Genomic DNA, 24,051 nt, shown 5'->3' with positions numbered 1-24,051 from the left:
CTGGCAGATAATCAAAGCTAGCCCTGATTAGTATTCGAGTCAATACAATAAAGAATAGTTATTCATATACATGAATATTTCTCATAAAAAAGGTACTTAGATAACGACTTGTAACCTTACAAATATTTCAACACTCGTAGAAAAACACAAAATGACACCGGTATCAAATCAAAAAAATGACAAAAACCGCGCTACAAAAGGGAAGTTTACGTCAACGTAACACCCAACATAACAATGCATAAATATTCAATATTTCGAGAATGAATTTGGCAACCCCTGAGTCTATGCAGGGTTGATGCTTGACGTATGCGTAAACTTAGTGTTGCAAAAGAAGAAATGGGGCGTGAAATTAACGAAAAGTTCTCAATGATAGGAAGCGGTGTTCGCAGATATAGGTCGATAAATTTACAAAACAAAGGCGCATAAAAAAGGGCATGCAACTGACGTTGACATGCCCTAAAACGACTTAAAACAGAATTACTCTGCTGTTTCAGCGTCGTCTTCTTTGTATTTTGCAGCCGTTTCTGCAATCAGCGGTTGCAACTCACCTTTTTGAAACATTTCAATGATGATGTCACATCCACCAATCAACTCTCCTTCGACCCAAAGCTGCGGAAATGTTGGCCAGTTGGCATAATGAGGCAGCTCAGCACGAATGTCTGGGTTAAGCAGAATATCGACGTAAGCAAATTGCTCGCCACACGCCATCAGCGCTTGAGATGCCTGCGAAGAGAAACCGCAGTTAGGTAACTTGGGCGATCCCTTCATATATAGGATGATCGGATTTTCTGCGATTTGCTGTTTAATCTTTTCAATGGTTTCCATTATTTACCTCAAAATGACGATAGCATAGCTCAGCATATCATCCACTTTGCCAGTCAACCTCTTCTTTTGTCAGTTAGCCCGTACAAAATGAATGCAATCTAAGCCATTCATTCTACAAGTCTTGGCTATTGCCATTGCTGTTTGCCAAAACTTGAGTAAAATACTCAGGAATTATAGTATCACTATATGCCGTCAAATCGTATAGAAATGTAAGCTAAGATAGAGATTGCTTCTATTTGCTTTGGCAATTTAACAACGAAATGGAGATTAACATGGCTTTTGAACTACCGTCACTTCCTTATGCTATCAACGCGCTTGAGCCGCATATTTCTCAGGAAACGCTTGAGTTCCACCACGGTAAACATCACAACACGTACGTTGTAAAACTGAACGGCCTTATCCAAGGCACAGACCTTGAAAACAAATCTTTAGAAGAAATCGTATGTAACTCTGAAGGCGGCGTATTCAACAACGCAGCACAGATCTGGAACCACACTTTCTACTGGCACAGCCTGGCACCAAATGGCGGCGGCGAGCCAACTGGTAAAGTTGCAGACCTGATCAATGCGAAGTGGGGCTCATTCGCAGCATTCCAGGAAGCATTCAACGATAAAGCAGTGAACAACTTCGGCTCTAGCTGGACTTGGTTAGTGCAGCTTGCTGACGGTTCTTTGGATATCGTCAATACGTCTAATGCAGCAACACCTTTGACAGAAGAAGGTGTAACGCCGATCATTACTGTAGATTTGTGGGAACACGCTTACTACATTGATTACCGCAATGTGCGTCCAGACTACCTGAAAGGCTTCTGGGCACTGGTTAACTGGGATTTCGCTAACGAGAACCTTGCTTAATTTCAGACTGTATAAAAGGGCGCTCTTCAGAGCGCCTTTTTTAGTGCCTTTGCCTCCTAGTCTCTCTCCTGAGGCACATATTGCTGTCGTTTGTTTGTTTCTTTACTGCTAAAAACCACTATACAAATATCCACATAGTCAGTGCCTGCAAACCATGCATTTTGTTGTATCGCCTGCGGTGCCCGAACGACCGCTTGTATCAGGCTAAATAGCGATTAAAAACTACATTCAGAGTGCACTATTTAGCTTATAGAAAGCGACTTTGTGCTCCTAATTTGACCATTTGTTTGAAAAACTCGATTAAATGCACTGTAAAGATCAATTGATGAGAAAATTTCACACCTACACAGCAAGCTTAGTGAACATTAAATTACTGGAATTTTTGGGCAAATTTTAAATATCCCTACTAAACTTTAAATAGCCTTGCATTAAGAGACCGCATCATCAACAGGTTATTGGAGTTCATTATGAGTATATTTGAGCATTACCAGTCCAGATACGAAGCGTCCCAAGAAGAAGAGTTCACCATAGCGGAATATTTGGAAATATGTAAAGAAGACAAAGCAGCGTACGCCAGTGCACCGGAGCGTTTGCTGATGGCAATTGGTGAACCAGAAATGGTCGATACTTCAACGGATGCTCGGCTTAGTCGCCTGTTTTCAAACCGAGTCATTGCTCGCTACCCTGCATTTCATGAATTTTACGGTATGGAAGACGCCATTGAACAGATAGTGTCTTATCTCAAACACGCCGCACAGGGCCTTGAAGAATATAAGCAAGTCCTCTATCTGCTGGGTCCTGTTGGGGGCGGTAAGTCATCCATTGCGGAAAAGCTCAAATATTTGATGCAGCAGGTGCCTATTTATGCGATCAAAGGCTCACCCGTAAACGACCATCCTCTGAGCCTGTTTAACCCTCTTGAAGACGGTGAGTTACTGGACAAAGAGTACGGGATAAACAGCCGTTACTTACGTACCGTGATGTCTCCCTGGGCGACCAAACGATTACATGAATTCAACGGCGATATTTCTAAATTTCGGGTCGTAAAGCGGTACCCTTCTATTTTGGATCAGACTGCCATCGCTAAGACAGAACCGGGTGATGAGAACAATCAGGATATTTCAGCCCTGGTTGGTAAAGTCGATATTCGAAAATTAGAGCATTATGCCCAAAATGATCCAGACGCCTATTCTTATTCAGGGGCTTTATGCCTGGCCAACCAGGGGTTGATGGAATTCGTGGAGATGTTTAAGGCGCCCATTAAAGTCCTGCATCCTTTGCTCACTGCAACACAGGAAGGAAATTATAACGGCACCGAAGGTATTTCCGCCCTGCCCTTTAACGGCATCATTCTTGCTCACTCCAATGAATCAGAATGGCAGTCATTCAAGAACAACAAAAACAACGAAGCATTTTTGGATCGTGTTTTTATTGTTAAAGTACCTTATTGCTTACGTGTTTCTGAAGAAGTCAAAATCTACAAGAAATTAATTGAGAACAGTGAGCTAAGAACTGCACCATGCGCACCTGGTACGCTTGAAACACTCGCGAAATTTTCTACGTTGTCGCGTATCAATGAGCCTGAAAACTCCAGCATCTACTCAAAAATGCGCGTTTATGATGGTGAAAGTCTCAAAGACACAGATCCAAAGGCGAAGTCATACCAGGAATACAGAGATTATGCTGGTGTGGATGAGGGAATGACTGGTCTCTCTACCCGTTTTGCCTTCAAGATATTGTCTCGGGTCTTCAACTTTGACCACGCTGAAGTCGCGGCAAACCCAGTGCATTTATTCTATGTGCTTGAGCAGCAAATTGAACGTGAGCAGTTCAGTGCAGAAATTCAGGAGCGCTACCTAAGCCACCTTAAAGGCTATTTGATCCCGCAGTATGTTGAATTTATTGGCAAGGAACTACAAACTGCATACCTCGAATCTTATTCAGAGTACGGGCAAAATATATTCGACCGTTATGTCACTTATGCCGACTTTTGGATTCAGGATCAAGAGTATCGGGATCCAGATACTGGCCAGTTATTCGACAGAGCAGCACTCAACGCTGAACTTGAGAAAATAGAGAAGCCAGCTGGCATCTCAAATCCCAAGGATTTCCGTAATGAGATCGTCAACTTCGTATTGAGAGCACGCGCTCATCATAACGGCGCAAACCCAGTCTGGACCAGTTATGAAAAACTCAGAACTGTGATAGAGAAGAAAATGTTCTCGAACACGGAAGAGCTGCTACCGGTCATTTCTTTCAATGCGAAAACCTCAGCCGAAGATCAGAAGAAACACGAAGACTTTGTCAATCGAATGATGGAAAAAGGCTATACCCAGAAACAAGTCCGCTTACTATCAGAGTGGTATTTACGGGTTAGAAAATCTCAATAACTTTAGCGGTTGGAGGGTGTTCTATGGCACATTTCATCGATCGTCGACTGAATGGCAAGAATAAAAGTACGTTGAACCGGCAACGTTTTATCAGACGCTATAAAAAGCAGATAAAAGAAGCGGTTTCGGATGCCATTAACAAAAGAAGTGTTACTGATGTCTCCAGTGGAGAGAGTATTTCTATACCGCAAAGAGATATCAGTGAACCTATTTTCCACCAAGGGAAAGGGGGTAATCGAGAACACATTCATCCCGGCAATGATCAATTCACGACGGGAGACAAAATTCAGCGCCCCCCCTCTGGTCAGGGTGGCGGTGCTGGGGAAGGCAATGCCAGTGATCAAGGCGAAGGGCAGGACGATTTTGTATTTTCTATTTCAAAGGATGAATATCTGGATCTCTTGTTCGAAGACCTGGAGTTGCCAAACCTGCAAAAAAGTCAGCTCGACAAGTTAGTGCAAATGAAAACGCACAGAGCTGGCTTTTGTAACGATGGTATGCCAAGTAACTTGGATATAGTGAGATCGTTAAAGGGCTCAGTGGCCAGACGCATTGCTATGACTGCAAGCAAAAGAAAACAGCTTAAAGAGCTAGAAGAGCAATTAGCGGCTTTGCTTGAAGAGCCTGTACCAAAGCAAACGCAAATCCAGCAACTTGAGCGAGAAATATCAGAGCTTAAGCGCAAGATCGATGCAGTCCCGTTCATTGATAACTATGATCTGCGATTCAGAAATTATGAAAAGCGCCCACATCCTACAAGTAAAGCTGTCATGTTTTGCCTGATGGATGTATCTGGCTCAATGGATCAGGCAACCAAAGATATGGCCAAGCGTTTCTATATTTTGCTCTATCAGTTTTTAACACGTACTTACAAAGATATCGAAGTCGTCTATATCCGACACCACACTCAAGCGAAAGAAGTCGATGAGCAGGAGTTTTTCTATTCTCAGGAGACCGGTGGCACCATAGTGTCCAGTGCACTGAAACTAATGGATGAGATCATTGCTGACAGATATGCGCAGGGAGACTGGAACATCTATGCCGCACAGGCATCTGATGGTGACAACTGGGCAGATGACTCACCACATTGTACAGACATACTAACGAACAAGCTGCTAAAAGTAGTGCGGTACTATGCCTATATCGAAATCACAACACGCGCCCATCAAAGTCTTTGGCGTGAGTATCAAGGCATTGCAGATACATTTGACAACTTTGCTATGCAACACATTCGTTCTGTCGAAGATATCTATCCGATATTCAGAGAGTTGTTTAAGAAAAACCGACAACAAAACGCAGCCTAACAGGGGGAGTGCCTATGACATATAACCCGCTAAATGATGGCCCGGACTGGACGTTCGACTTGCTTGAAGAATATCAGGCTGAGATTGCTCGAGTGGCGGCCCACTACAGACTGGATACCTATCCGAATCAGATTGAGGTGATCACCGCGGAACAGATGATGGATGCCTACTCCAGCGTAGGCATGCCCATTGGTTATGCACACTGGTCTTACGGTAAGAAGTTCATCCAAACGGAGCAAACCTATAAACGGGGTCAAATGGGCCTAGCTTACGAAATTGTGATCAACTCAGATCCGTGTATCGCCTATCTGATGGAAGAAAATACCATGCCAATGCAGGCATTGGTCATGGCACATGCCTGCTACGGTCATAATTCGTTTTTTAAAGGAAATTATCTTTTCAGAGCGTGGACGGATGCTTCGTCTATTATCGACTATCTGGTCTTTGCGAAGAACTATGTCGCCAAGTGTGAACAAAAATACGGCATAGATGAGGTCGAAAACCTGCTCGACTCCTGCCATGCATTGATGAATTATGGAGTAGATCGCTACAAACGCCCGCAACAAATCTCTATGTACGAGGAACAAAAACGCCAAAAAGAGCGAGAAGACTATCTCCAGTCTCAGGTCAATGAGCTCTGGCGAACCATCCCCAAAGGGAAACAGCAGGATGAAAGAGAAGATGTTAAGTTTCCATCTGAACCTCAGGAAAATATCTTGTACTTTATTGAGAAGAATGCCCCGTTACTCGAATCCTGGCAAAGAGAGATAATTCGAATAGTGCGCAAGGTATCTCAGTACTTTTATCCGCAAAGACAGACGCAGGTGATGAATGAAGGCTGGGCGACGTTTTGGCACTATACAATATTGAATCACTTGTATGACGAAGGTAAGTTGAGCGACGCTTTTATGTTAGAGTTTTTACAAAGCCATACTAATGTCGTCTATCAACCACCTTACAACAGTAAGTTTTACTCTGGTATAAACCCGTATGCACTGGGTTTTAATATGATGGTAGATATTCGCAGGATCTGTGAAAACCCAACTGACGAAGATAAATACTGGTTTCCAGAATTTGCTGGCAAGGATTGGCTCGATACCCTCCATTTTGCCATGGAAAACTTCAAAGATGAAAGCTTTGTTAGCCAGTTTCTGTCACCTAAGATCATGAGAGATTTCAAGTTATTTACTATTATAGATCAGGAGAAATCACCTCACCTGGAAGTGGGCGCCATCCACGACGAGTCTGGCTATCAGAAGGTCAGAAATAGTTTGTCTGCGCATTATAACCTGAGTAATCACGAACCCAATATTCAGGTGTACAATGTGGATATACGAGGCGATCGCTCGCTTACATTAAGGTACGTTCCCCATAACAAGGTACCCCTTGCTGATTCAAAGAAAGAAGTGCTAAAGCACCTTTACCGGCTATGGGGATTTCCAGTTAAACTCGAAGAGCTGCAGGATGATGGCACGGTGAACATTCTGGGTCAGTGTCCGCAGGAAAATAAAGATGACTCCATTTAGCAAAAAGCCCTTATGAAAGGGCTTTTTATTCTTCAGGAATAACACCTAACTGGATAAGCAAAGCTGTTATAGTGCTGTTTTTTAAATGAAACCGGACACGAATTCGCCTCGAACAAGCTGAGATTTCACATCGAACCACATAAATAATCACTCTTAAGGCGAGAAGTTACAGTTGTTCTAAATGATAAACTTTTAGCACTGTTATTGGCAGATTGAATCCCCCTGCGACCAATGAATGACGCGGCGAAAGTATTAATACCTACATGAAAGTTTTGGTGCAAAGTGACAGTCTTCGGCTCCTTTGCACCAACTTAAACGCACATGATTTAACAGCCTTACTATATTAACGTATGTAGCAAAGATTGATACTGCTTAGTGTGCCATAGAAGGATCATACACCGTGACTATGTTCCGGCCATTTTCTTTAGAGTGGTAAAGCGCGGTATCGGCGGCCTCAATCCATTGCTCATACTTTTCAAAATTGTCATCACAGCAGGCAATACCCAGACTTACAGTCAGCTTAATCTCTTTGTCATCGTAGTAGATTACTGAGTTTTCAATCAGACTACGCAGTCTTTCAGCAAACACTTTTGCGCCTTCTGCATCGGTATCGACCAAAGTTACGGCAAACTCTTCACCACCATAGCGCCCCGCGACATCGGTTTCACGCAGTGTCTTTTGTAACAGATCCGAGATATGGCGAATGGCCTCATCACCGCCACTATGACCATAGGCATCATTGATGCGCTTAAAAAAGTCGATATCGAACATTAACAAACTGCTGCTTCCATGGCTTCGCTGTAAACGTTTGAACTCCGTTCTTAAACTTTGCTCCCAATAACCACGATTCGCAAGCTTAGTGAGGCTATCTGTGCGGCTCATTTTTTCCAGCGTTTTATTCACCTTCTCGAGCTCAAGCTTGTTCATTGCCTCATCAGTCACATCGTAAATAATCACACAAATATGTGCCACTTCACCTGTGACCGTCGTCAGTGGTATAAAGGTTGCGTTCTGATACATATAATCAGCCTTTCCTGTGATAGGCCGATAATTTTTAAAGCGAAAAATATAAGGCTGCTGTTCCCAAATCGTGAAAGACCGGTTTTTGAGTACAAATACAGGTTCTGACTTGCTTTTAAACCAGGCCTCATCAATGCTGGGAAACAGGTCAAAAACATCTTTGTCTTTTACCGCGCTTGGCAACAGACCTGAGTGGTTTTCCATAAACCCGTTCCAGACACACACTCGATAGTTCCTGTCCAAAACGACCAGGCCGACATCAACTGTGTTAAACATATCCATTAACCAATGGATCTCATTCATGTCAAAATCAGATGCAGGCATAATTCTAATCTTCTAACAGGTACTCAACTTTATATTTGAGTGTTTTAAGTGAGTCTTCAGTAAACAACAACATTAAATCGCAGTTGATGTCGTGGTCTTCAATTCCGTAACTTATTTCTATCGCTAGTGTACGTTGCCAGCGGTCTTTGTTCGCTTTTACGAGCTCTGAAACTTCACAATGTTGTCCAAGCACGACCGGGTGCCCCTGACTAAATGGCATGTCTAACTGTTTTGATAAACCAGTCAGGATGGCACCAATCAGGATATTGCTAATGTCCATCAGTAGCTCAAGTTCTACTTTTTGATTGAGTTCACCCGTATAGCTCATCAATGATGCAATTTCCTTGAAGCTGGAGTCATTAAGCAGAAGCAAGGCTTCTCCCGATACTCCACCTCCAATAAACCCCTGACATACACCCGACGTCGTGGCGCTCGCATCAATCGCTTGCAACGCCATGTGCAGTTCATTGACCTCTAGCACGTTTACATTTGGAATAGGTAATTCAACGAATACATTAAGTAACCGAGCGAGCAAGTCACCTGCCTGCCCCATTGCGACATTCGTAATTTCTTGATAAATATCTCGGATCTCAGGCTCAAGTTGCTCACCGAGCTTATGCACCAGATTGGCACGAATAGCCTTATCTTTGATCCCATGATGCGTAATGATTTCTTCTAGCTTTGCAGCATCACAGGGCTTACGTATAAAATCGATCGCACCTAATTCCATTACTCTTTGGTGCGCATTTGGCTGGATATCTCCAGAGACGACAACTGTCAAAACATTCAATCCTTGTTCGTTTATTGCTTGTAACACCTCATATCCATCCATGTGAGGCATATTTAGATCTAAAAACAAAATCTCGGGTGAGACCGCTTTTATTTTTTCAATGCAATCCAAGCCATGTTCTGCAAATTCCACTTTAATATCCCAGTCGTCTGGCAATGATCGCGCCAGTTGCCGGCGTGCCAATTTTGAATCATCGCATATCAGGACAGGTGTTGACATAAAAGCTCTCTTCGCATTTTCAGCTAACTGGTTGTGATCAGCCAAAAATTTTCTATTTATAGTTATGACATAGCAGCATTTTAGGACTTACATGGTAATCAAAGCTTAACCGATTTACAATCCAATTTACTGCAAAGGTTGGTTATATAATTCCAGTATAATACACTGACGGGAATTGCGAAAAATTAAAAAGGGAATACGTTATGCGAATCATATCCTTGCTTACGGCATCACTGTTGACTTTGACAAACCCAGTCTGTGCCAACGAGCTGCAAGAAAACCAAGTTGACGCAGGAAAAGTCAGTGCACAGGGCAAGCCTGTCACTCTGCTAGGACAAGGCATTAAAGTCGGCGACTCAGCCCCCGATTTTAAAGTTGTTGATGGCAGCTTTGTGCCAGTTACATTAGCCAATTACGTGGGTAAACCCGTGTTGATAAGCGTCGTGCCCAGCCTTGACACCGGGATCTGCTCTTTGCAGACCAAGTACTTTAACGAAAAGGTGGCCAAAGAGTTTTCCGATGTCGCGATGCTTACCATCAGCGCTGACCTCCCCTTTGCTCAAAAGCGCTTCTGCAAAACGGAGAACATTGATCAGATTGATACATTATCGGATTCAGTATGGCGCGATTTCGGAGCCAAATACGGCCTTTACATTAAGGATATGGGCCTGCTAAGCCGAGCTGTACTGGTATTAGACAAAGATCACAAGGTAGTTTATAAGCAACTTGTTAGCAATCTAGCCAGTGAACCCAATTATCAGGGCGCAATTGAGGCGTTAAAACAACTTTAATTCCCAAAGCTTTAATCCATTTTTGACGGTGTACAGATGCAAGTATAGGGTTACTTTCACATCTATGCACCGTTCGCTATGCTATGAAAGCACCATATCTATGTGTTCAATACCGTCTTCCAGGTAAGCCTGGCTGCATATTTCAAACCCTAAAGACTGGTAAAATTGAGTCAAATAAGTTTGTGCCGAGATGTGTATGGGTTGCACGCCATACTGTGTGCGGCAGACTTCTATCGCTCTGGTCATCAAAGTCTGAGCTATACCTTTACCGCGACAGGCTTGTGAAACAAGAACACGACCGATGGCACTGCAACCCAACGCTGATTTATAGCATCTTGCATAAGCCTGTAACTCGCCTTGCTCGATTAAAAAAACATGCAAGGTATCTGACTTTTTATCTGTCTCATCAATTTCCTGATAAGCACAGGCTTGCTCTACAACAAACACAGCAATACGTGTCTGAAAAATACTAAACAGCTCTTCGTGAGAAAGTTCGTAAAAGGTTTTAACTTGCATGGGTTTATCACTTGAAAAGATACGCCCCTAGCGAGGCGTCATAATGATTTAGGCGAATAGCCTTTCCAGTTGGTCACATAACTGAGATAAGTTCACCTGATCATGCTCAATAGTCAAGTCAACATAGCCATCGCCGCGAAACGCCCTGTCCAGCTCAATTAGTACATGCGTTCGATGTGCTTCAGGGACAAAAGATAGCTCGACTTCCTGAAGACCAAACAAAGATGTGTTAGCCGGACGATATTCGATCTCCTGGTAACACCCCGATACAGACTGAAAGTTAGATGCCTTGAGGTAGCCTCGTTCAACATCCGCCTTCACCATTCTAAACCCTAGTTTATCCATGGCCATCAGACAATTTTTGACGGCCTCATTAGGATAGATATGTAGCAAATCTTTGTCACTCGGGTCCATGGCCAAATCGATGTCCAGCCCTGTTTCCAGCCATACGTAGCTGTGATTATATGGTGCGTTAATTTCAGTAATCGGGGTTTCAGAGTGCAAGCGGGCCTCAAATGGGATCACCTTTTTCTCGCCCGGCGCAATTGTGAATTTGTTACCAATACGCCATTTCTCGATTACCTGATTTGCATAGTACTCGCCACTGTCACCCTCAACCTTCACTTTTGTCATCAACGCCAGCTCAAGGCCACTTACTTCTTGCTCTACATCGCCACCCAACACAACTATCTGCGCCTGGAATTTTTGACCTGGATGCAAATGTTCTGTTTCTAAAATTGTATCTACTTTCGCGGCACCAATACCTACGGATGCCAAGAGCTTTTTAAACATCTTATCTCCTCTCGAGGATGTCCCCTTATCCGCATCTTAACCACATTTTTTCAGGTTTGTCAGCGAAAATTTATAGCGATCAGATAAATAGTTGACATCAAATCTTAAAATGTCCCCTGTGAGGCTTATATTAGTTAATCAATGTGCTAATTTTTCATTTATAAATCAGTTTGTTTTGTTACACTGCTAACACCTTCGACTTGACTGAATCACTATGGAATTACTGTACTTCGCCGTTGCCTTTGCCTGTGGCTTTTCCGTCTATCAACTCAAACTCCCACCATTAATTGGCTTTTTGCTGGCGGGCTTTGTCCTCAATTTGTTAGGGCACAGCAGTACCGACTTACTCACCCAACTGGCTGATTTGGGTGTTACTCTACTGTTGTTCAGTATTGGCTTAAAACTGAAAGTATCCAACCTGGTTAAGCCTCAGGTTTGGGCACCAGCAAGTCTGCATTTGGTCACCAGTATCGCCTTTTTCGCCTCCTTATTACTAATGTTAGGCGCATTTGGGTTACCTTTATTTGTCGACTTATCCTGGCAAAGTGCTTGTCTGGTTGGCTTCGCATTCAGTTTTTCCAGTACCGTATTTGCGGTAAAGGTCCTGGAAGAAAGAGGAGAGATGGCCAGCCTGCACGGTAAAATTTCTATCGGGATCCTGGTTATGCAGGATATTTTTGCAGTGATCTTCCTCGCCATCAGCACTGGTAAGTCGCCTAACATATGGGCACTTGCTCTGCTTATTGGTTTACCTCTATTACGGCCAATGTTGTTCTGGGTACTTAACCGCTCAAAACATGGCGAACTCCTGCCATTATTCGGTTTTTTCTTTGCCCTCGTACTTGGCTACCACGGGTTCGAACTGGCGGGTCTGAAAGGTGATTTAGGCGCCCTGATCATCGGAATGATATTTGCGCCGCATAAAAAAGCAGGTGAACTGTCTAAAGCACTACTCAACGTCAAAGATATTTTATTGGTTGGCTTTTTCCTTAACATTGGCCTCAACGCCAACATCTCTCTCGAAGCCGTGCTTATTGCCGTGTTACTTGCAATTGTACTGCCTGTCAAAGTTTTCATTTACTACCTCTATACCAACATGTTCAGACTACGTGCCCGGACGTCCCTGCTTAGTGCATTTACCTTGTCCAACTACAGTGAGTTTGGTCTGATCGTCTGTGCGGTAGCCGCGAGCAGTGGCATGATCACCACCGACTGGCTTGCTGTAGTTGCACTGGCTGTGTCAGTCACTTTTGTGCTGGCCACCCCCTTGAATAAAAAAGCAAATGAAATATACGTTAAGCTTGAGCCGCTGCTCGTTAAATTTGAAAGTGATAAACGGCTTGAAGAAGAATTACCAGTTAACCTGACCGACACACGGATCGTGATATTTGGTATGGGTCGGATTGGAACCGGTGCCTATGAGACCATTCATGCTTCTCACCCAGGCGCTGTTGCCGGAGTAGATATCAAGCCTGAAGTAGTCGAAAAACACATCAGTCTTGAGCGCCGGGTGCTGCTCGCCGATGCAACTGACCCCGACTTCTGGCAAAGAGTAAATCATTCTAATGTTGACATGGTTATGCTGGCAATGCCCAAGCACATGCAGAATATCTATGCCCTTGAACAGCTCAAGGCATCTGGGTTCTCAGGCCAGGTTACTGCCATTGCAAACTACCCGGATCAACAAAAAGAGCTGGAAGATTTGGGCGTACACTCTACCTATAACTTCTATTTAGAAGCCGGTAGTGGCTTTGCTGAACACGTCAAAGAAAAATTATTTTCATAATCTGCAAAATAATTCTCAGTATCAAAAGGGGTACTGAGAATTATTTCTAATTCCGCATCATACACTTACATCTAGACGTCTAAATATCAGGCACATAATCGTGGCATCTTTGTAACTATACGATTTACAAAGCTTTACATCATCGTTGGTAATTGCCCCTCAATTCGAAGTAAACTGGCTTCAGTAGGTTAGTTGCACTAATCTATTTTCTTAATTTAAATCTGACACTTATACCCCTCAATCAGGAACATTGAGTGGGCACTCTAATTATTCGAGAGGGCAAGCATGTTAAAAAATAAATCAGCTTCTTACTTTCCTGCAGCGGTGGATGATGTAAATGCAGGCCCGCTCGCAAAATTGCAAGCGCAACTTGATGCTATTCAAGATTCAGGAATGACAGCGTTGACAATTAGGGACATCCTTTTCCAAAAAATGCTAGATATGCATTCTGTTCCTAAGAAGCATTTTTTACGCGATCAGGATACGCCTGACAGACTTGATGACCCGGCAATTATTGAACAATTAAATGCACTTGGGTTTTATCGCACCGCACAAGGCCAGGTGCACTAAGATACCGTTTTATGGGAGCCTACTCTCCCTCATAGGCTGGCAATGCCCGTCGCCAGCCTATTTCTCTCTCCTTATAGCAGTATTTATTCGCTTAGGCAGTAAACAGCGAGTGGCTTCTTTGAGTGGCTTAAAATAAATAGCGGCCAAGCTGTCATGTCCGGCATCGTAACGGCCAACTCCTATTTCTATTTTCTCAACTTGTGATGCGCGGATCAAAGAGCGCCCTAACCTGTCCCATATTGCTAATGCGGAGCCCAAATTGGTATCAAAGTGAGCTGGATCTGCGCTGTGGTGAATTTGGTGTTGTGCTGGGCTAATAAACCAGTTTTCAACCTTATCTCCCCAGCTAAACCAGATATGAGAATGGCGTAAGTTTGAGCCAAAAATATTAAATAAGAAAACGAAAGCATTAGCTCCAAGGATATCGAACATACTCAACGCCGTACCAAACAGGAAATACCCTAACCCCACCACTAAACCTTGCGTTAAAGCCATACGGCAAGCGTACAAGTAGCTTTCTACCGGGTGTGAACGATAGATAGTAAACGGAGTCAGCACTTTTGCAGAATGGTGTACTTTGTGAAACTCCCACAAAAATGGAATTTTATGAAGCGCCAGGTGCAACAAATACCGGGTAAAATCATCAACCAGAAACAGCATCAACGTAAACAAAAAAATGACCACTGAGTCATCCCAGGCAAGATGTAAGGGCGCGCCAAACAGCCACTCAAGACCATCAGAAATAGCAATAGCAACCGGCACCATAGTCAATACTATGGGAGCAAAGGTGAGTGCTTTGATTAATTTGTTGGCAATAAACAATCCGTAATCCAGTTTTGCACTGTCAGATAGCCAGACGTCACGCGGGAACAAAAACCCCAGGAACCCTTTGAGCGAACGCGGGCCATGTAGTTTGCTGTATACCAGGCCCGCCATCGCGACGGCACTGAGAAGATACAGCCAATAGATTCGTTTATTCGCATCCAGTAAATAACCGGGCAAAGAAGATAGACTTTGCCAAAGCGTTTCTATCATAAAGTGGACCGACTCCTTTAAAAAAGGCCACTGATTAGCGGCCTTGTAAGTATACTAAAATACATCAGATGCGCAGCTGATTACGCACCTGTGATTGGTTTACATGGTTCAGAAAGAATATTTATAGCCCAATGTAAACTGACGAGGCTTGCCAGGTCGAGCTCCATAAGGGCGACGACTCACGATCTTGGTCTCATCCAGCAGGTTATCAACCTTAGCATACACCTGACCGTATTTGCCCAATTCATAGACGGCAGACAAGTCGACGGTTGTAATCGCAGACACTTCTTTACCCTCGAGTATCAGATCATAGCTGCCAGTGGGGGCATTGGGATCTGTGCTGCTGTCCCAACTGCGACCCGCAGCTTCTGACATAGAGCCGACGTACTTCACCGCCAAAGATACACGCCAGTCAGGGGCAGAAACACCTATATTAAAACTGGCCTGATGCTCAGGTAAATACGGGAGTTCATCGCCGCTTTTTACATGACCCCATTGTGCGAAGTTGGTGTACCTGTCATTTTTGAACTCCCCTTTGGTGTAGGTGTAAACAAAGCCATAAGGGATATCAATTTGCAGGTTCAATGGATAACGCTGACTAAACTGAGCTTCCAGTCCATATACGTGCGCCTCGCCGCCATTGAACTCTTTGCCCACTTCCAGCGCACCGCAGTTTGACTGACCGCAGCTTTCTTTCAGGTTACTGTAGTCATTGAAGAAACTGACCACTTCCAGCTGAGTCACACCGTCGTTAAAGCGGCCACCAAATTCATAATTGGTGCTTTTCTCAATTTCGATGTCAACCGACTGCTGAGGTGAAGCGGGCGAGAAACCTTGATGTACACCAAACAGAATGCCTGAATCTTCAGACAGTTGATAGAAACCACTCATACCAGGCAGCCAGATACGAGTCGTTTTGTTCTGCCAGTCATCCGCATCCACCGTGTTCTGGTATGCCATATCCATGAGCTCACCACGGATCCCCAGGCCAAGCGTCAACGCATCAATCGTCACTTTGTCCTCGACATAAACAGACCAGGCTTTGGTATTTTCGGTGTTTTGATCGGTATAGACTTTGTCCAGCCCCAGATTAAACGCACTTCCCTCTTTCATGCCGTAGGTTTCAGTAAAGTGTTTACGCTCAATCTCATCTTCATGAAAGCGCACGCCAAACGACAGGGTATTCTTATAACCAGCGAGATTAAACTTGGCAGAGCCATCAACCTGAATGCCCTGAGAGAAATACTCACGGTCATTGGTGCCCATAGTCAGAAAGTTCGGCCGCCCGCTAAAGGGGATTGAGTCTTCTTCTCCACTGAGAACCAGGTACAAACGCTGATACTTTTCATCTTCGGGGTTTGCCAGTATCTCCGGCAAAGTTGCATCTGTGTTCGTCAAGCCATTTAGTTTCAGCCAGGCACGTTCATAGTCATTACGGTACACCCGCGAAGTAAGGCTAACATCCTGATATTTAAGGTGGTGTGAAAACATCACCTGACTGTGTTTGGTATCCATATTATCAGGCTGAGACGCAGCGTAACGACGATAAGGGGTGGCATCAAAATCCGCATCAGTCAGCCCCAGATAGGTTTCGTTCGACAGTTCATCAGCATAGCTGAGTTTCAGCCCAAACGTGTGCTCAAACTCGCCTTGTTGCATCTTATAGTTAAACTTAGCGAGTAAGTCGTTTTTCTCAAATCCTGTGTCAGCCCCACCATCCAGGTCTTTGAACCCGTCCGCTTGCAAATTAACACCTTCGAGCAAAAAGCCAACATTATTCACTACTGACCCAAAATACGCGTGTGCTTTGGTGTAACCATCACTGCCCGTAGCTAAATCTATAGCGCCTTCCGAAAACTCAGGTACGGCACGAGTCACCAGATTCAGTGCACCTGCAACAGACTGAGGACCATGTTTAATGGCCGCAGGCCCTTTAAAAACTTCAACAGCCGTCATGCGAGTTGTGACTGGAAAATAATAAGCCGCTGGGGCTGAGTATGGCGCAGGACCAATCAACACCCCATCTTCCATTATGGTGATTTTTTTGCTTCGTTCAGGTGTTACCCCCCGAAAACCGATGTTTGGGCGCAGACCATAGCCATCTTCCTCTCGGATATTCACGCCGGGTACCGAAGACAAGATACGATGAATGTCATCGTATTCAAATTCAGACAACTGCTCTTCGCTTAACAAAGTTGCGGAGCCAGCTTCAGTGCGAAGCTTGTCATAATGACTCAGGATCTGAATGTGTTCCATGTCGTCATTCTTTGCATCATCATTTGCCAGTACCTGAGGTGCAGCCAGCGCCACAGCCATGGCCAACACAGATCTTTTCATCATGGGTCCTTTAGTCATTGTCACCTGCCGATGTTTTTGGAAGTTCCAGAGCCAGTTTTTGGATGAAGTCGTTCTTAAGCTGATCAGTGACATCTTTAACCTTTGCGTGTGTATTCGTCACTCCCGCAGTATCTTCGTTCAACGCTTGCTGTAAGTTATCATTCAGTGCTGCTGTCGCGGCTTTCGCATTTGCGATACCCTGGATCATAACGTCTTTGGTTTGACTGGCAGATTGATTATCCAGGAAATCATCAAAACCGATTGTGTCTTCACTGTCCGTACCCTGCCCAAGGAAGATCTGCTCAAACGCAGCAATATTCGCCTGAATGTTCTCGATAGAATGCTTGGCATAACGTGACTCAACGGCTTCTGGGCACACTTCTGTGCCACACTGGTTGGCAAATAATCCCAGCGGGGTCGCCAATTTGTAATCCTTTAACTCTTCCGTCATGTAGAACAGAGCATCAGAAATACGGTTTACAGCTTCAGTAACGGTGGCAAACTCACTGCCCGATGCGCCGGCATTTTTCAATTTGGCGGCATAACCTTGATCGCCAGCCCACTCAAACATCAGGCGTTCTGCGGTTTCTTTGAGGTCTTTCGACGCTTCTACGGCATATTGGCAGCGCATTGAGCGACGCTGCTGTTCATCCTGAGTATTCCACTGTGCCAGGATATTTCCTGCAGCAGCAGCTGAACAGCTGTGGTCTAAGTTATTGTTAAATAGCAAGTACTCCAATGCATCTAAACCTCGACGCTTATCGCTACGCTTACTGATATCATAGGGCACACCGTTAATATTACCCTGCGCAAAGTAAGCAACGTCCTGATCAACATTACAGTAATTGGTATCTGGCCACGAATAAATATCTTTACGAAGTGCTTTGTCATCGGCCAACAAAGGGCCCACTATCATGAGCTCAGCATGTTGCCAGCTCACCATTGTCTCTTTCCAGCTGTTCTGGGCTGCAAGCAGAGCTTCATCTCGTGCCGCTTTTGCAGCCTCATCGCTCAGAGTAGGATCAAACGCAGTTTCCAAATCACAGTACGCTTTAACTATGTCTGGTTGTGCACTTGCTTTGTTAGCAAATTGTTGGAAAGTTGGGGTGAACACATTATCAGTTAGGTTTGCAATTAACTTTTGCTGGCTGAAAGTTCCCTGGTTATTATCCTGACCCGAATCAGGTGTATCAGAGCCACCATTGGATGAGTCCTGATTATCATTACCTGTATCTTGGTTATCATTACCAGTGTCTTGGTTATCATCTGTGTTAGTAGCTTGTTTATAGCCAGGGCCTGCAGAGCTTGACGTACTTTCGCCACACCCGCTTAATGCCAAACCAATGGCCACTGCCAATAAAATAGGTCTGGAGTGTATTCTCATTATGTGCCTCAAATGAATAGTCTAGATACGCAAAAGGCTAGCAAAATTTGCTAACCTTTTTAAAGTTCAAAGAATCGTTAAAAAATTACCAGTTGGCAACGTTCTCTGCATCAAAGCCGTATACTTCCTCAAGGATGTCACGAGCCGCTTTCAAATCAACTTTATAGGCTGCGATTGCATCTGCAGTAATCGCAGGCTGAGTACCCATCAAAGTATGCATTTGCTCAAACTTGCCAACGTTAGCTTCTGCATAGAAAGGTGAGAAACGGTTAAACTGGAAGTTTAGCGCAAAGCCTTTCATTTCTGACCAGTGCTTAGCCAGTGTAGCAAAGTCAGAAGAAGTGTACTCTTCCTCAGCAGTACCTGCCAATTCGGCCGCCAACAAGTCTAAATCTTTTTGAGTATCGTTGATATAATGAACAACTGTCGCGGCAATGGCTTTTTCCCATGCCAGCAATGCGTCTTTCGCATGACCTTTCAGGGTCTCCATTTGTGTTTCGCTTAACGCACCGTTTGTCGAGTTAATCAGCTTACGACCATTATAGAAAGCCTCAAAAGCCTCTTTGCTCAAATCTGTTGGATTTGTATTGTTTACAGTACCACGGTCACGTTTGGCTGCATTGGTTGAGTTGCCAAAGTTGTACTCCGAGTTGAAGTCAATTTTACCGTCAGCATTTGCATCGTTGTAACCTGCCTTGAATGCATCTCGGCCACCTTTACCGGCAATTTCGTCATCCGTGTAGCTCATGTAGTTACGTGCTGCACCGAAGTAACCAAAACCTTCGTCCCACTGGTGCTCAAGGTTAGTGTAAGCTTTACCTTCAACAGCGACAGTGTTATCAGTCGTCAGACCTTTACCATCTGTGTCGTAATCCAGGTAATCATCTGCCGCTTGCGAGAACGCTACAGCGCCGTATAAGAACTTCTGAATTAACTGGTTGAGATCAACGCCATTTTCAGCAACATAAATAGTGTCAATATCGTTACCGCTAGGATCTAATGGAGCCTCGGCAAGTGCGCGCTCGGCTAACTGGTCAAATAATTGCTTCACAAACAGCTCAGGGATAGGTGTTTCACCGTCTGCTGCAATCGCCGTCCAGCCTGTAAAGCTGCCATCTTCAGTCCAATCTTTGTACTGGCCTTTAGCATCATTGCCCGCAATTTTACCACTGAGGTCTTTGTGCGATGAAGAAATGTCAGTCAATTTAGTTTGCGCAGCAGGATCAGTGACGATTGTCAGGTCGCGCTTTCCCCAAACATCGCTGTATTCTTCTTCAGAAACAGCATAGAAGCTGTTTATCGCGGCTAACAAGGTTTCTTTTGTCGCGTTGGTATCTTTTGCATCGTTAACAAATTGATCACTGCCGATGTAGTTATACAACTCTTTAATCAACACATGACGAGCAATCTGGCCCGAATATGCAACGCTAGACTTACCTTCTTCAAAGCGGCTGATGAAGTCATAGTCCATTTCATCAAGTACTTTGAATACGATATCAAAGCTTTCTTCATTATCAGAACCATCTACTACAGTAACAGTTAGTTTAACTTCCTGCTCCAGTTCATAGTTCAGGTGCTCACCGGCTTTTAATTTCAAAACACCATTTACAACTTCAAAACGCTCGTCAGACACAGAAAAAGTATGGGTATCATCATCACCGTCAGTTACTACTAGAGTACCAATCTCTACTGCAACCATGTTTTCAGTCACAGTCACTTCAGTGACATCAGCATCTGTACTTTTTAGTGTCAGCGCTGTGGGCGCTTCGTTTACTGTTGGTGCAGGTGGTGTAGTCGTATCTGGCGTCTGAACCTTGTTGTCATTCGAGCTTGAACCACCACAGGCAGTTAGACCCAAAGTCGCAACAATAATAGAAGTAGCAAGCAGAGATTTTTTAAAAATCATTGAGCATTCCTTAATAAAGCAATGTTAAAAATTATTCTTAGTCGCGTTAAGTATACACCGCTTTAAATAGCAATCAATTCTATTTACGTTGCTAAATGCACGATTTAGATCAAGGAACATGCAAGTTATTTCACCTGTAAAGGCTTCGAGATATAGACCCGGCAATACAAGGACACATACAAACCATTGATATATATAGGTTTAAATGAAATTTCGGATATATGAAAGGGTTACAGGCTAAAAGGTATGTACAATTGAGAGCGAATGGATAGTTCGAATAATTGGAACTATCCAATATGGAAGTTTCGCCAAAGTATGACTTTAATTTAAGGAGGTCCACGCCTCTTTTACAAAAAGATAACCCTTACGCCAAACCGTTTTAATTTTTTCAGCACCTACAGCGGTATCCCCAGCTTTCTACGTAGGCATGACACACGTACATCCACTGTCCGGCTGTTCGCCTGATAGTGTTGCCCGACAACCTTTTTATAAATCTCTTCACGACTGACCACTTCCGGCGCTCGCGAGGCCAGCAACCATAGCAGCTCAAATTCATGGCTGGTTAAATTAACCGGCTGCTGTGCCAGTGATACGCTGCGCTCATTAAAGTTTAAACTCAGTTCTCCAAAGTGGAGTTCATGTGGCATGCCTGCGCAGGGCACAGGAGGAACCGGGTGCTTGCGGGCCAGCGCATCCAGACGGGCACGCCACAGCCTGGGCTTAGCCATACATGGGATAACGTCATCCGCCCCCAGTTCCAGCATGAGGCTTTGCAAGTCCTCATTATCTTCATCAAGAGACACCATAAGAGGCGCATCAAAGCACGATTTGAGTGTATTAATGGTGTCATATTGTGCACTGGTAGCCAGCGTCTGGCCGATCACAATACTGTCTACCTGCAAATTGGCATTACCTTGCCTGGTTGCATCATGAATATTGATAAACCGCATGGTGAAACCATGCTGTTGTAGTGCCTCGAAAGGCGCGATGCTGTGTCCTTTTTCATCTTGTGCGATTAATACCGTTGACACGAAAAAGCCTCGTTCGAACTATGTGTGACGGTTAGTCTAGTGACGCTAGCTGAACAAACGCTTTACACAGCAAACAAACGCTCTGCAACACGAAACAAGGCACTCACGACAGGGTCCTGCAGCCGTTTCTTTTTGCATACCAGGCCGATTTCAATTTCTTCACTCTGCAAGCCCAATGTCTGCACCTGATTTCTGAACGGGCTTTGTTCCAACACAACTTCGGGGACATAGGCAACGCCAAACCCCAGACTGGTCAACGCCACCATCGCTTCATGCCCAGAAACATGCGCATAAATTTTTGGCTGCAGCACTTTTTTCTTAAAAAACACATCCAGGCGCTCTTTCAATACGCCGTGCTCTGGTACTATGAAAGGTACCTGCTCCCAGGGCAACTCCCCCCGATGTTGCTCAATCAAATCGCTCAACGGGCATTTCATCGTTGGGGCAATAAACAACAACCGGGAACGGCCAATACTCAGATACTCAAGTCCCTGAGGAAGATTGCGAGGCCTAACGGCGACCGCTACATCCACAACTTCTCCTTGCACCTGTGCAATGGAATTTGCCGGATCTCCTGTCAGTAAATTGAGTTCAACCTGCGGAAAATCCTGACGATAACGCGCAAACAAATCATAAATGAAGCTGTAAGATGCCGTTACCGAGCAAAACAGGCTCAGCTCCCCGCTCAAAGGCTTGTCTTCATCCAGACATTCACTTTTGAACTGCCGCCAACTTGTCAATGTAGCTTGTGCGTATTGAATGAATGCCTGCCCTTGCGGGGTTAGCGCGACACTGCGATTGTCACGAATAAACAAAGGCGCCCCAACCTCCTCTTCCAACTGCTTTATCTGGCGGCTTAGCGTAGGCGGGCTAATGTAGCAACGTTCACTGGCTCGGGAAAAATGTAAGGTATCCGCCAGTGCCAGGAAATACTTCAACTGTTTATGATCCATCGTGATTACACTCGGAGTGTTTCATTATGTGAAATACAATAATTTAAATATATCATTTTACGCAACTTCAACTTGCTACTAGGCTACACCCTATACCTTATTCCAGAAGAATCAAACAGGACAAATCATGGCGAACTATTTCAATTCACTGCCACTACGAGAGCAGCTTGCCCAACTGGCTCAATGCCACTTTATGGATCCCAAAGAATTCGAGGACGGCGTGAACGTTCTGCTTGGTAAAAAGCTGGTGATCGTCGGCTGTGGCGCCCAGGGCCTTAATCAGGGTCTTAACTTACGTGATTCTGGTCTGGATGTCAGCTATGCGTTACGTCAATCAGCTATTGATGAAAAGCGTCAGTCATTCCTTAACGCCAGCGACAATGGCTTTGAGGTCGGAACCTATGAGACCCTGATCCCACAGGCTGATGTGGTACTAAACCTGACCCCTGACAAACAGCATTCTGCGGTTGTCGAAGCTGTCATGCCGCTAATGAAGCAAGGCGCCACACTGGCGTATTCTCATGGCTTTAATATCGTCGAAGAGGGAATGCAGGTCCGAGATGATATCACTGTTATCATGGTCGCTCCCAAATGTCCTGGCACTGAAGTTCGAGAAGAGTATAAGCGTGGTTTTGGTGTGCCAACGCTTATCGCGGTCCACCCTGAAAACGACCCTCAGGGACATGGTCTGGCTCAGGCAAAAGCCTATGCAGCTGGCACAGGCGGACATCGTGCGGGTGTACTACATTCATCTTTTATCGCTGAAGTTAAGTCAGATTTGATGGGCGAGCAAACCATTTTGTGCGGCATGCTACAAACTGGCTCTTTGTTGTGCTTTGACAAAATGGTTGAACAAAGTGTTGAACCTGGTTATGCCTCAAAACTCATCCAGTACGGCTGGGAGGTGATCACTGAGGCGCTTAAGCATGGTGGTATCACTAATATGATGGACCGCCTGTCGAATCCGGGCAAAATCAAAGCATTTGAATTGAGCGAAGAGCTCAAGGCCATTATGCGCCCACTATACAACAAACATATGGATGACATTATCAGTGGTGAGTTTTCACAGGGCATGATGGCAGACTGGCATGAAGACGATGCAAAACTGCTAAGCTGGCGTGCCGAGACTGCCGAAACGGCGTTTGAAAAACAAGCCAATTGTGAGCAAGAAATTGCAGAGCAGGAGTTTTTTGACAATGGTATTTTGATGGTTGCTATGGTCAAAGCGGGTGTAGAGCTGGCATTTGAAACCATGACAGCGGCCGGTATTATCGAAGAGTCCGCCTATTATGAGTCTCTGCATGAAACGCCTTTAATTGCCAATACCATAGCACGTAAAAAGCTATTCGAAATGAACCGCACCATTTCAGACACAGCGGAATACGGTTGCTATCTGTACAACCATGCCTGCTTACCGTTACTCAAACCGTTTATGGAGAAAATCGGTACAGACGTTATTGGTAAAGGGCTTTCACAAAGCTCTAATGAAGTGGATAACCAAACGCTGATCAACGTCAATGCCGCTATACGAAATCACCCTGTTGAAGTGGTTGGCAATACCTTACGCGGCTATATGTCTGCGATGAAGAAAATAATATAACCATCTGATAGGTAAAGCCTTTAAAGTAATTAAAGGCTTTACCCCAAGCAAATTTGCCATTTTAGTTCGCTTGTTAGAAACCAAGGCCCACCTGCGAT

The 24,051-nt window shown here is 44.6% G+C and carries 19 protein-coding genes; 8 read left to right on the top strand and 11 right to left on the bottom strand.

Annotation, left to right across the window (positions count from 1 at the left end; genetic code table 11):
* Window positions 1-477: 477 nt before the first annotated feature.
* A complete protein-coding gene (locus tag ELR70_RS11745; RefSeq protein ID WP_054014022.1) occupies window positions 478-825 on the bottom strand; it encodes a Grx4 family monothiol glutaredoxin in 348 nt (115 codons plus the stop codon).
* Between the two features lie 272 nt (window positions 826-1,097).
* Between ELR70_RS11745 and ELR70_RS11740 the strand changes: the two genes are divergently transcribed.
* From ELR70_RS11740 to ELR70_RS11725, 4 genes are all read left to right on the top strand, one after another.
* Window positions 1,098-1,679, top strand: coding sequence for a Fe-Mn family superoxide dismutase (locus ELR70_RS11740; protein ID WP_054014023.1), 582 nt, complete (start codon window positions 1,098-1,100; stop codon window positions 1,677-1,679).
* 467 nt (window positions 1,680-2,146) lie between these two features.
* On the top strand, window positions 2,147-4,069 hold the full coding sequence (locus tag ELR70_RS11735; protein WP_054014024.1) for a PrkA family serine protein kinase: 1,923 nt from the start codon (window positions 2,147-2,149) through the stop codon (window positions 4,067-4,069).
* Window positions 4,070-4,092: 23 nt separating this feature from the next.
* Window positions 4,093-5,373 carry a YeaH/YhbH family protein gene (locus ELR70_RS11730; RefSeq protein WP_054014025.1) on the top strand — a complete coding sequence of 427 codons (1,281 nt, stop codon included), beginning with the start codon at window positions 4,093-4,095 and terminating at the stop codon, window positions 5,371-5,373.
* Window positions 5,374-5,387: 14 nt separating this feature from the next.
* Window positions 5,388-6,899: a SpoVR family protein gene (locus tag ELR70_RS11725; protein ID WP_054014026.1), complete on the top strand. Its 1,512-nt coding sequence runs from the start codon at window positions 5,388-5,390 to the stop codon at window positions 6,897-6,899.
* A gap of 372 nt (window positions 6,900-7,271) precedes the next feature.
* Here ELR70_RS11725 and ELR70_RS11720 read toward each other — a convergent pair whose 3' ends face one another.
* Both ELR70_RS11720 and ELR70_RS11715 read right to left on the bottom strand, forming a co-directional pair.
* Entirely contained in the window at window positions 7,272-8,243 is a 972-nt protein-coding gene (locus ELR70_RS11720) for a diguanylate cyclase (RefSeq protein WP_054014027.1), read from the bottom strand.
* Between the two features lie 4 nt (window positions 8,244-8,247).
* Window positions 8,248-9,252, bottom strand: coding sequence for a response regulator (locus ELR70_RS11715; RefSeq protein ID WP_054014028.1), 1,005 nt, complete (start codon window positions 9,250-9,252; stop codon window positions 8,248-8,250).
* Between the two features lie 203 nt (window positions 9,253-9,455).
* Here ELR70_RS11715 and tpx point away from each other — a divergent pair, with 203 nt between their 5' ends.
* Window positions 9,456-10,043 (top strand): thiol peroxidase, encoded by a 588-nt coding sequence (gene tpx / locus ELR70_RS11710; RefSeq protein ID WP_054014029.1) that lies wholly within the window; start codon window positions 9,456-9,458, stop codon window positions 10,041-10,043.
* A gap of 81 nt (window positions 10,044-10,124) precedes the next feature.
* On the opposite strand, the gene ELR70_RS11705 is transcribed toward tpx, so the two are convergent.
* Complete coding sequence (locus ELR70_RS11705) at window positions 10,125-10,559, bottom strand: GNAT family N-acetyltransferase (protein WP_054014030.1); 435 nt, start codon at window positions 10,557-10,559, stop codon at window positions 10,125-10,127.
* A gap of 48 nt (window positions 10,560-10,607) precedes the next feature.
* Window positions 10,608-11,351: a sporulation protein gene (locus ELR70_RS11700; RefSeq protein ID WP_054014031.1), complete on the bottom strand. Its 744-nt coding sequence runs from the start codon at window positions 11,349-11,351 to the stop codon at window positions 10,608-10,610.
* Window positions 11,352-11,565: 214 nt separating this feature from the next.
* On the opposite strand from ELR70_RS11700, the gene ELR70_RS11695 reads away from it, so the two are divergent.
* Window positions 11,566-13,137 (top strand): cation:proton antiporter family protein, encoded by a 1,572-nt coding sequence (locus ELR70_RS11695; protein WP_054014032.1) that lies wholly within the window; start codon window positions 11,566-11,568, stop codon window positions 13,135-13,137.
* A gap of 285 nt (window positions 13,138-13,422) precedes the next feature.
* Window positions 13,423-13,707 carry a hypothetical protein gene (locus ELR70_RS11690; protein ID WP_054014033.1) on the top strand — a complete coding sequence of 95 codons (285 nt, stop codon included), beginning with the start codon at window positions 13,423-13,425 and terminating at the stop codon, window positions 13,705-13,707.
* 57 nt (window positions 13,708-13,764) lie between these two features.
* On the opposite strand, the gene ELR70_RS11685 is transcribed toward ELR70_RS11690, so the two are convergent.
* The 6 genes from ELR70_RS11685 to ilvY all read right to left on the bottom strand — a co-directional run bounded on the left by ELR70_RS11685 (window position 13,765) and on the right by ilvY (window position 22,353).
* On the bottom strand, window positions 13,765-14,742 hold the full coding sequence (locus tag ELR70_RS11685; protein ID WP_054014034.1) for a sterol desaturase family protein: 978 nt from the start codon (window positions 14,740-14,742) through the stop codon (window positions 13,765-13,767).
* A 108-nt stretch (window positions 14,743-14,850) separates the two neighbouring features.
* Window positions 14,851-17,079 (bottom strand): TonB-dependent receptor, encoded by a 2,229-nt coding sequence (locus ELR70_RS11680; RefSeq protein ID WP_235577057.1) that lies wholly within the window; start codon window positions 17,077-17,079, stop codon window positions 14,851-14,853.
* A 10-nt stretch (window positions 17,080-17,089) separates the two neighbouring features.
* Window positions 17,090-18,463, bottom strand: coding sequence for an imelysin family protein (locus tag ELR70_RS11675; protein WP_054014036.1), 1,374 nt, complete (start codon window positions 18,461-18,463; stop codon window positions 17,090-17,092).
* Between the two features lie 85 nt (window positions 18,464-18,548).
* Window positions 18,549-20,369: a DUF4856 domain-containing protein gene (locus ELR70_RS11670; RefSeq protein WP_082353091.1), complete on the bottom strand. Its 1,821-nt coding sequence runs from the start codon at window positions 20,367-20,369 to the stop codon at window positions 18,549-18,551.
* Window positions 20,370-20,764: 395 nt separating this feature from the next.
* Window positions 20,765-21,400, bottom strand: coding sequence for a winged helix-turn-helix domain-containing protein (locus tag ELR70_RS11665; RefSeq protein ID WP_128064583.1), 636 nt, complete (start codon window positions 21,398-21,400; stop codon window positions 20,765-20,767).
* 62 nt (window positions 21,401-21,462) lie between these two features.
* The gene (ilvY, locus tag ELR70_RS11660; RefSeq protein ID WP_054014038.1) at window positions 21,463-22,353 is read right to left on the bottom strand and encodes an HTH-type transcriptional activator IlvY; all 891 of its coding nucleotides are present in this window, start codon (window positions 22,351-22,353) and stop codon (window positions 21,463-21,465) included.
* A 127-nt stretch (window positions 22,354-22,480) separates the two neighbouring features.
* Between ilvY and ilvC the strand changes: the two genes are divergently transcribed.
* Window positions 22,481-23,953: a ketol-acid reductoisomerase gene (gene ilvC, locus ELR70_RS11655; protein ID WP_054014039.1), complete on the top strand. Its 1,473-nt coding sequence runs from the start codon at window positions 22,481-22,483 to the stop codon at window positions 23,951-23,953.
* The last annotated feature ends 98 nt before the right edge of the window (window positions 23,954-24,051 follow it).

Source organism: Pseudoalteromonas sp. R3 (genome assembly GCF_004014715.1).
GTDB lineage: Bacteria > Pseudomonadota > Gammaproteobacteria > Enterobacterales > Alteromonadaceae > Pseudoalteromonas.
This window is presented reverse-complemented; position numbering and strand designations above follow the sequence as displayed.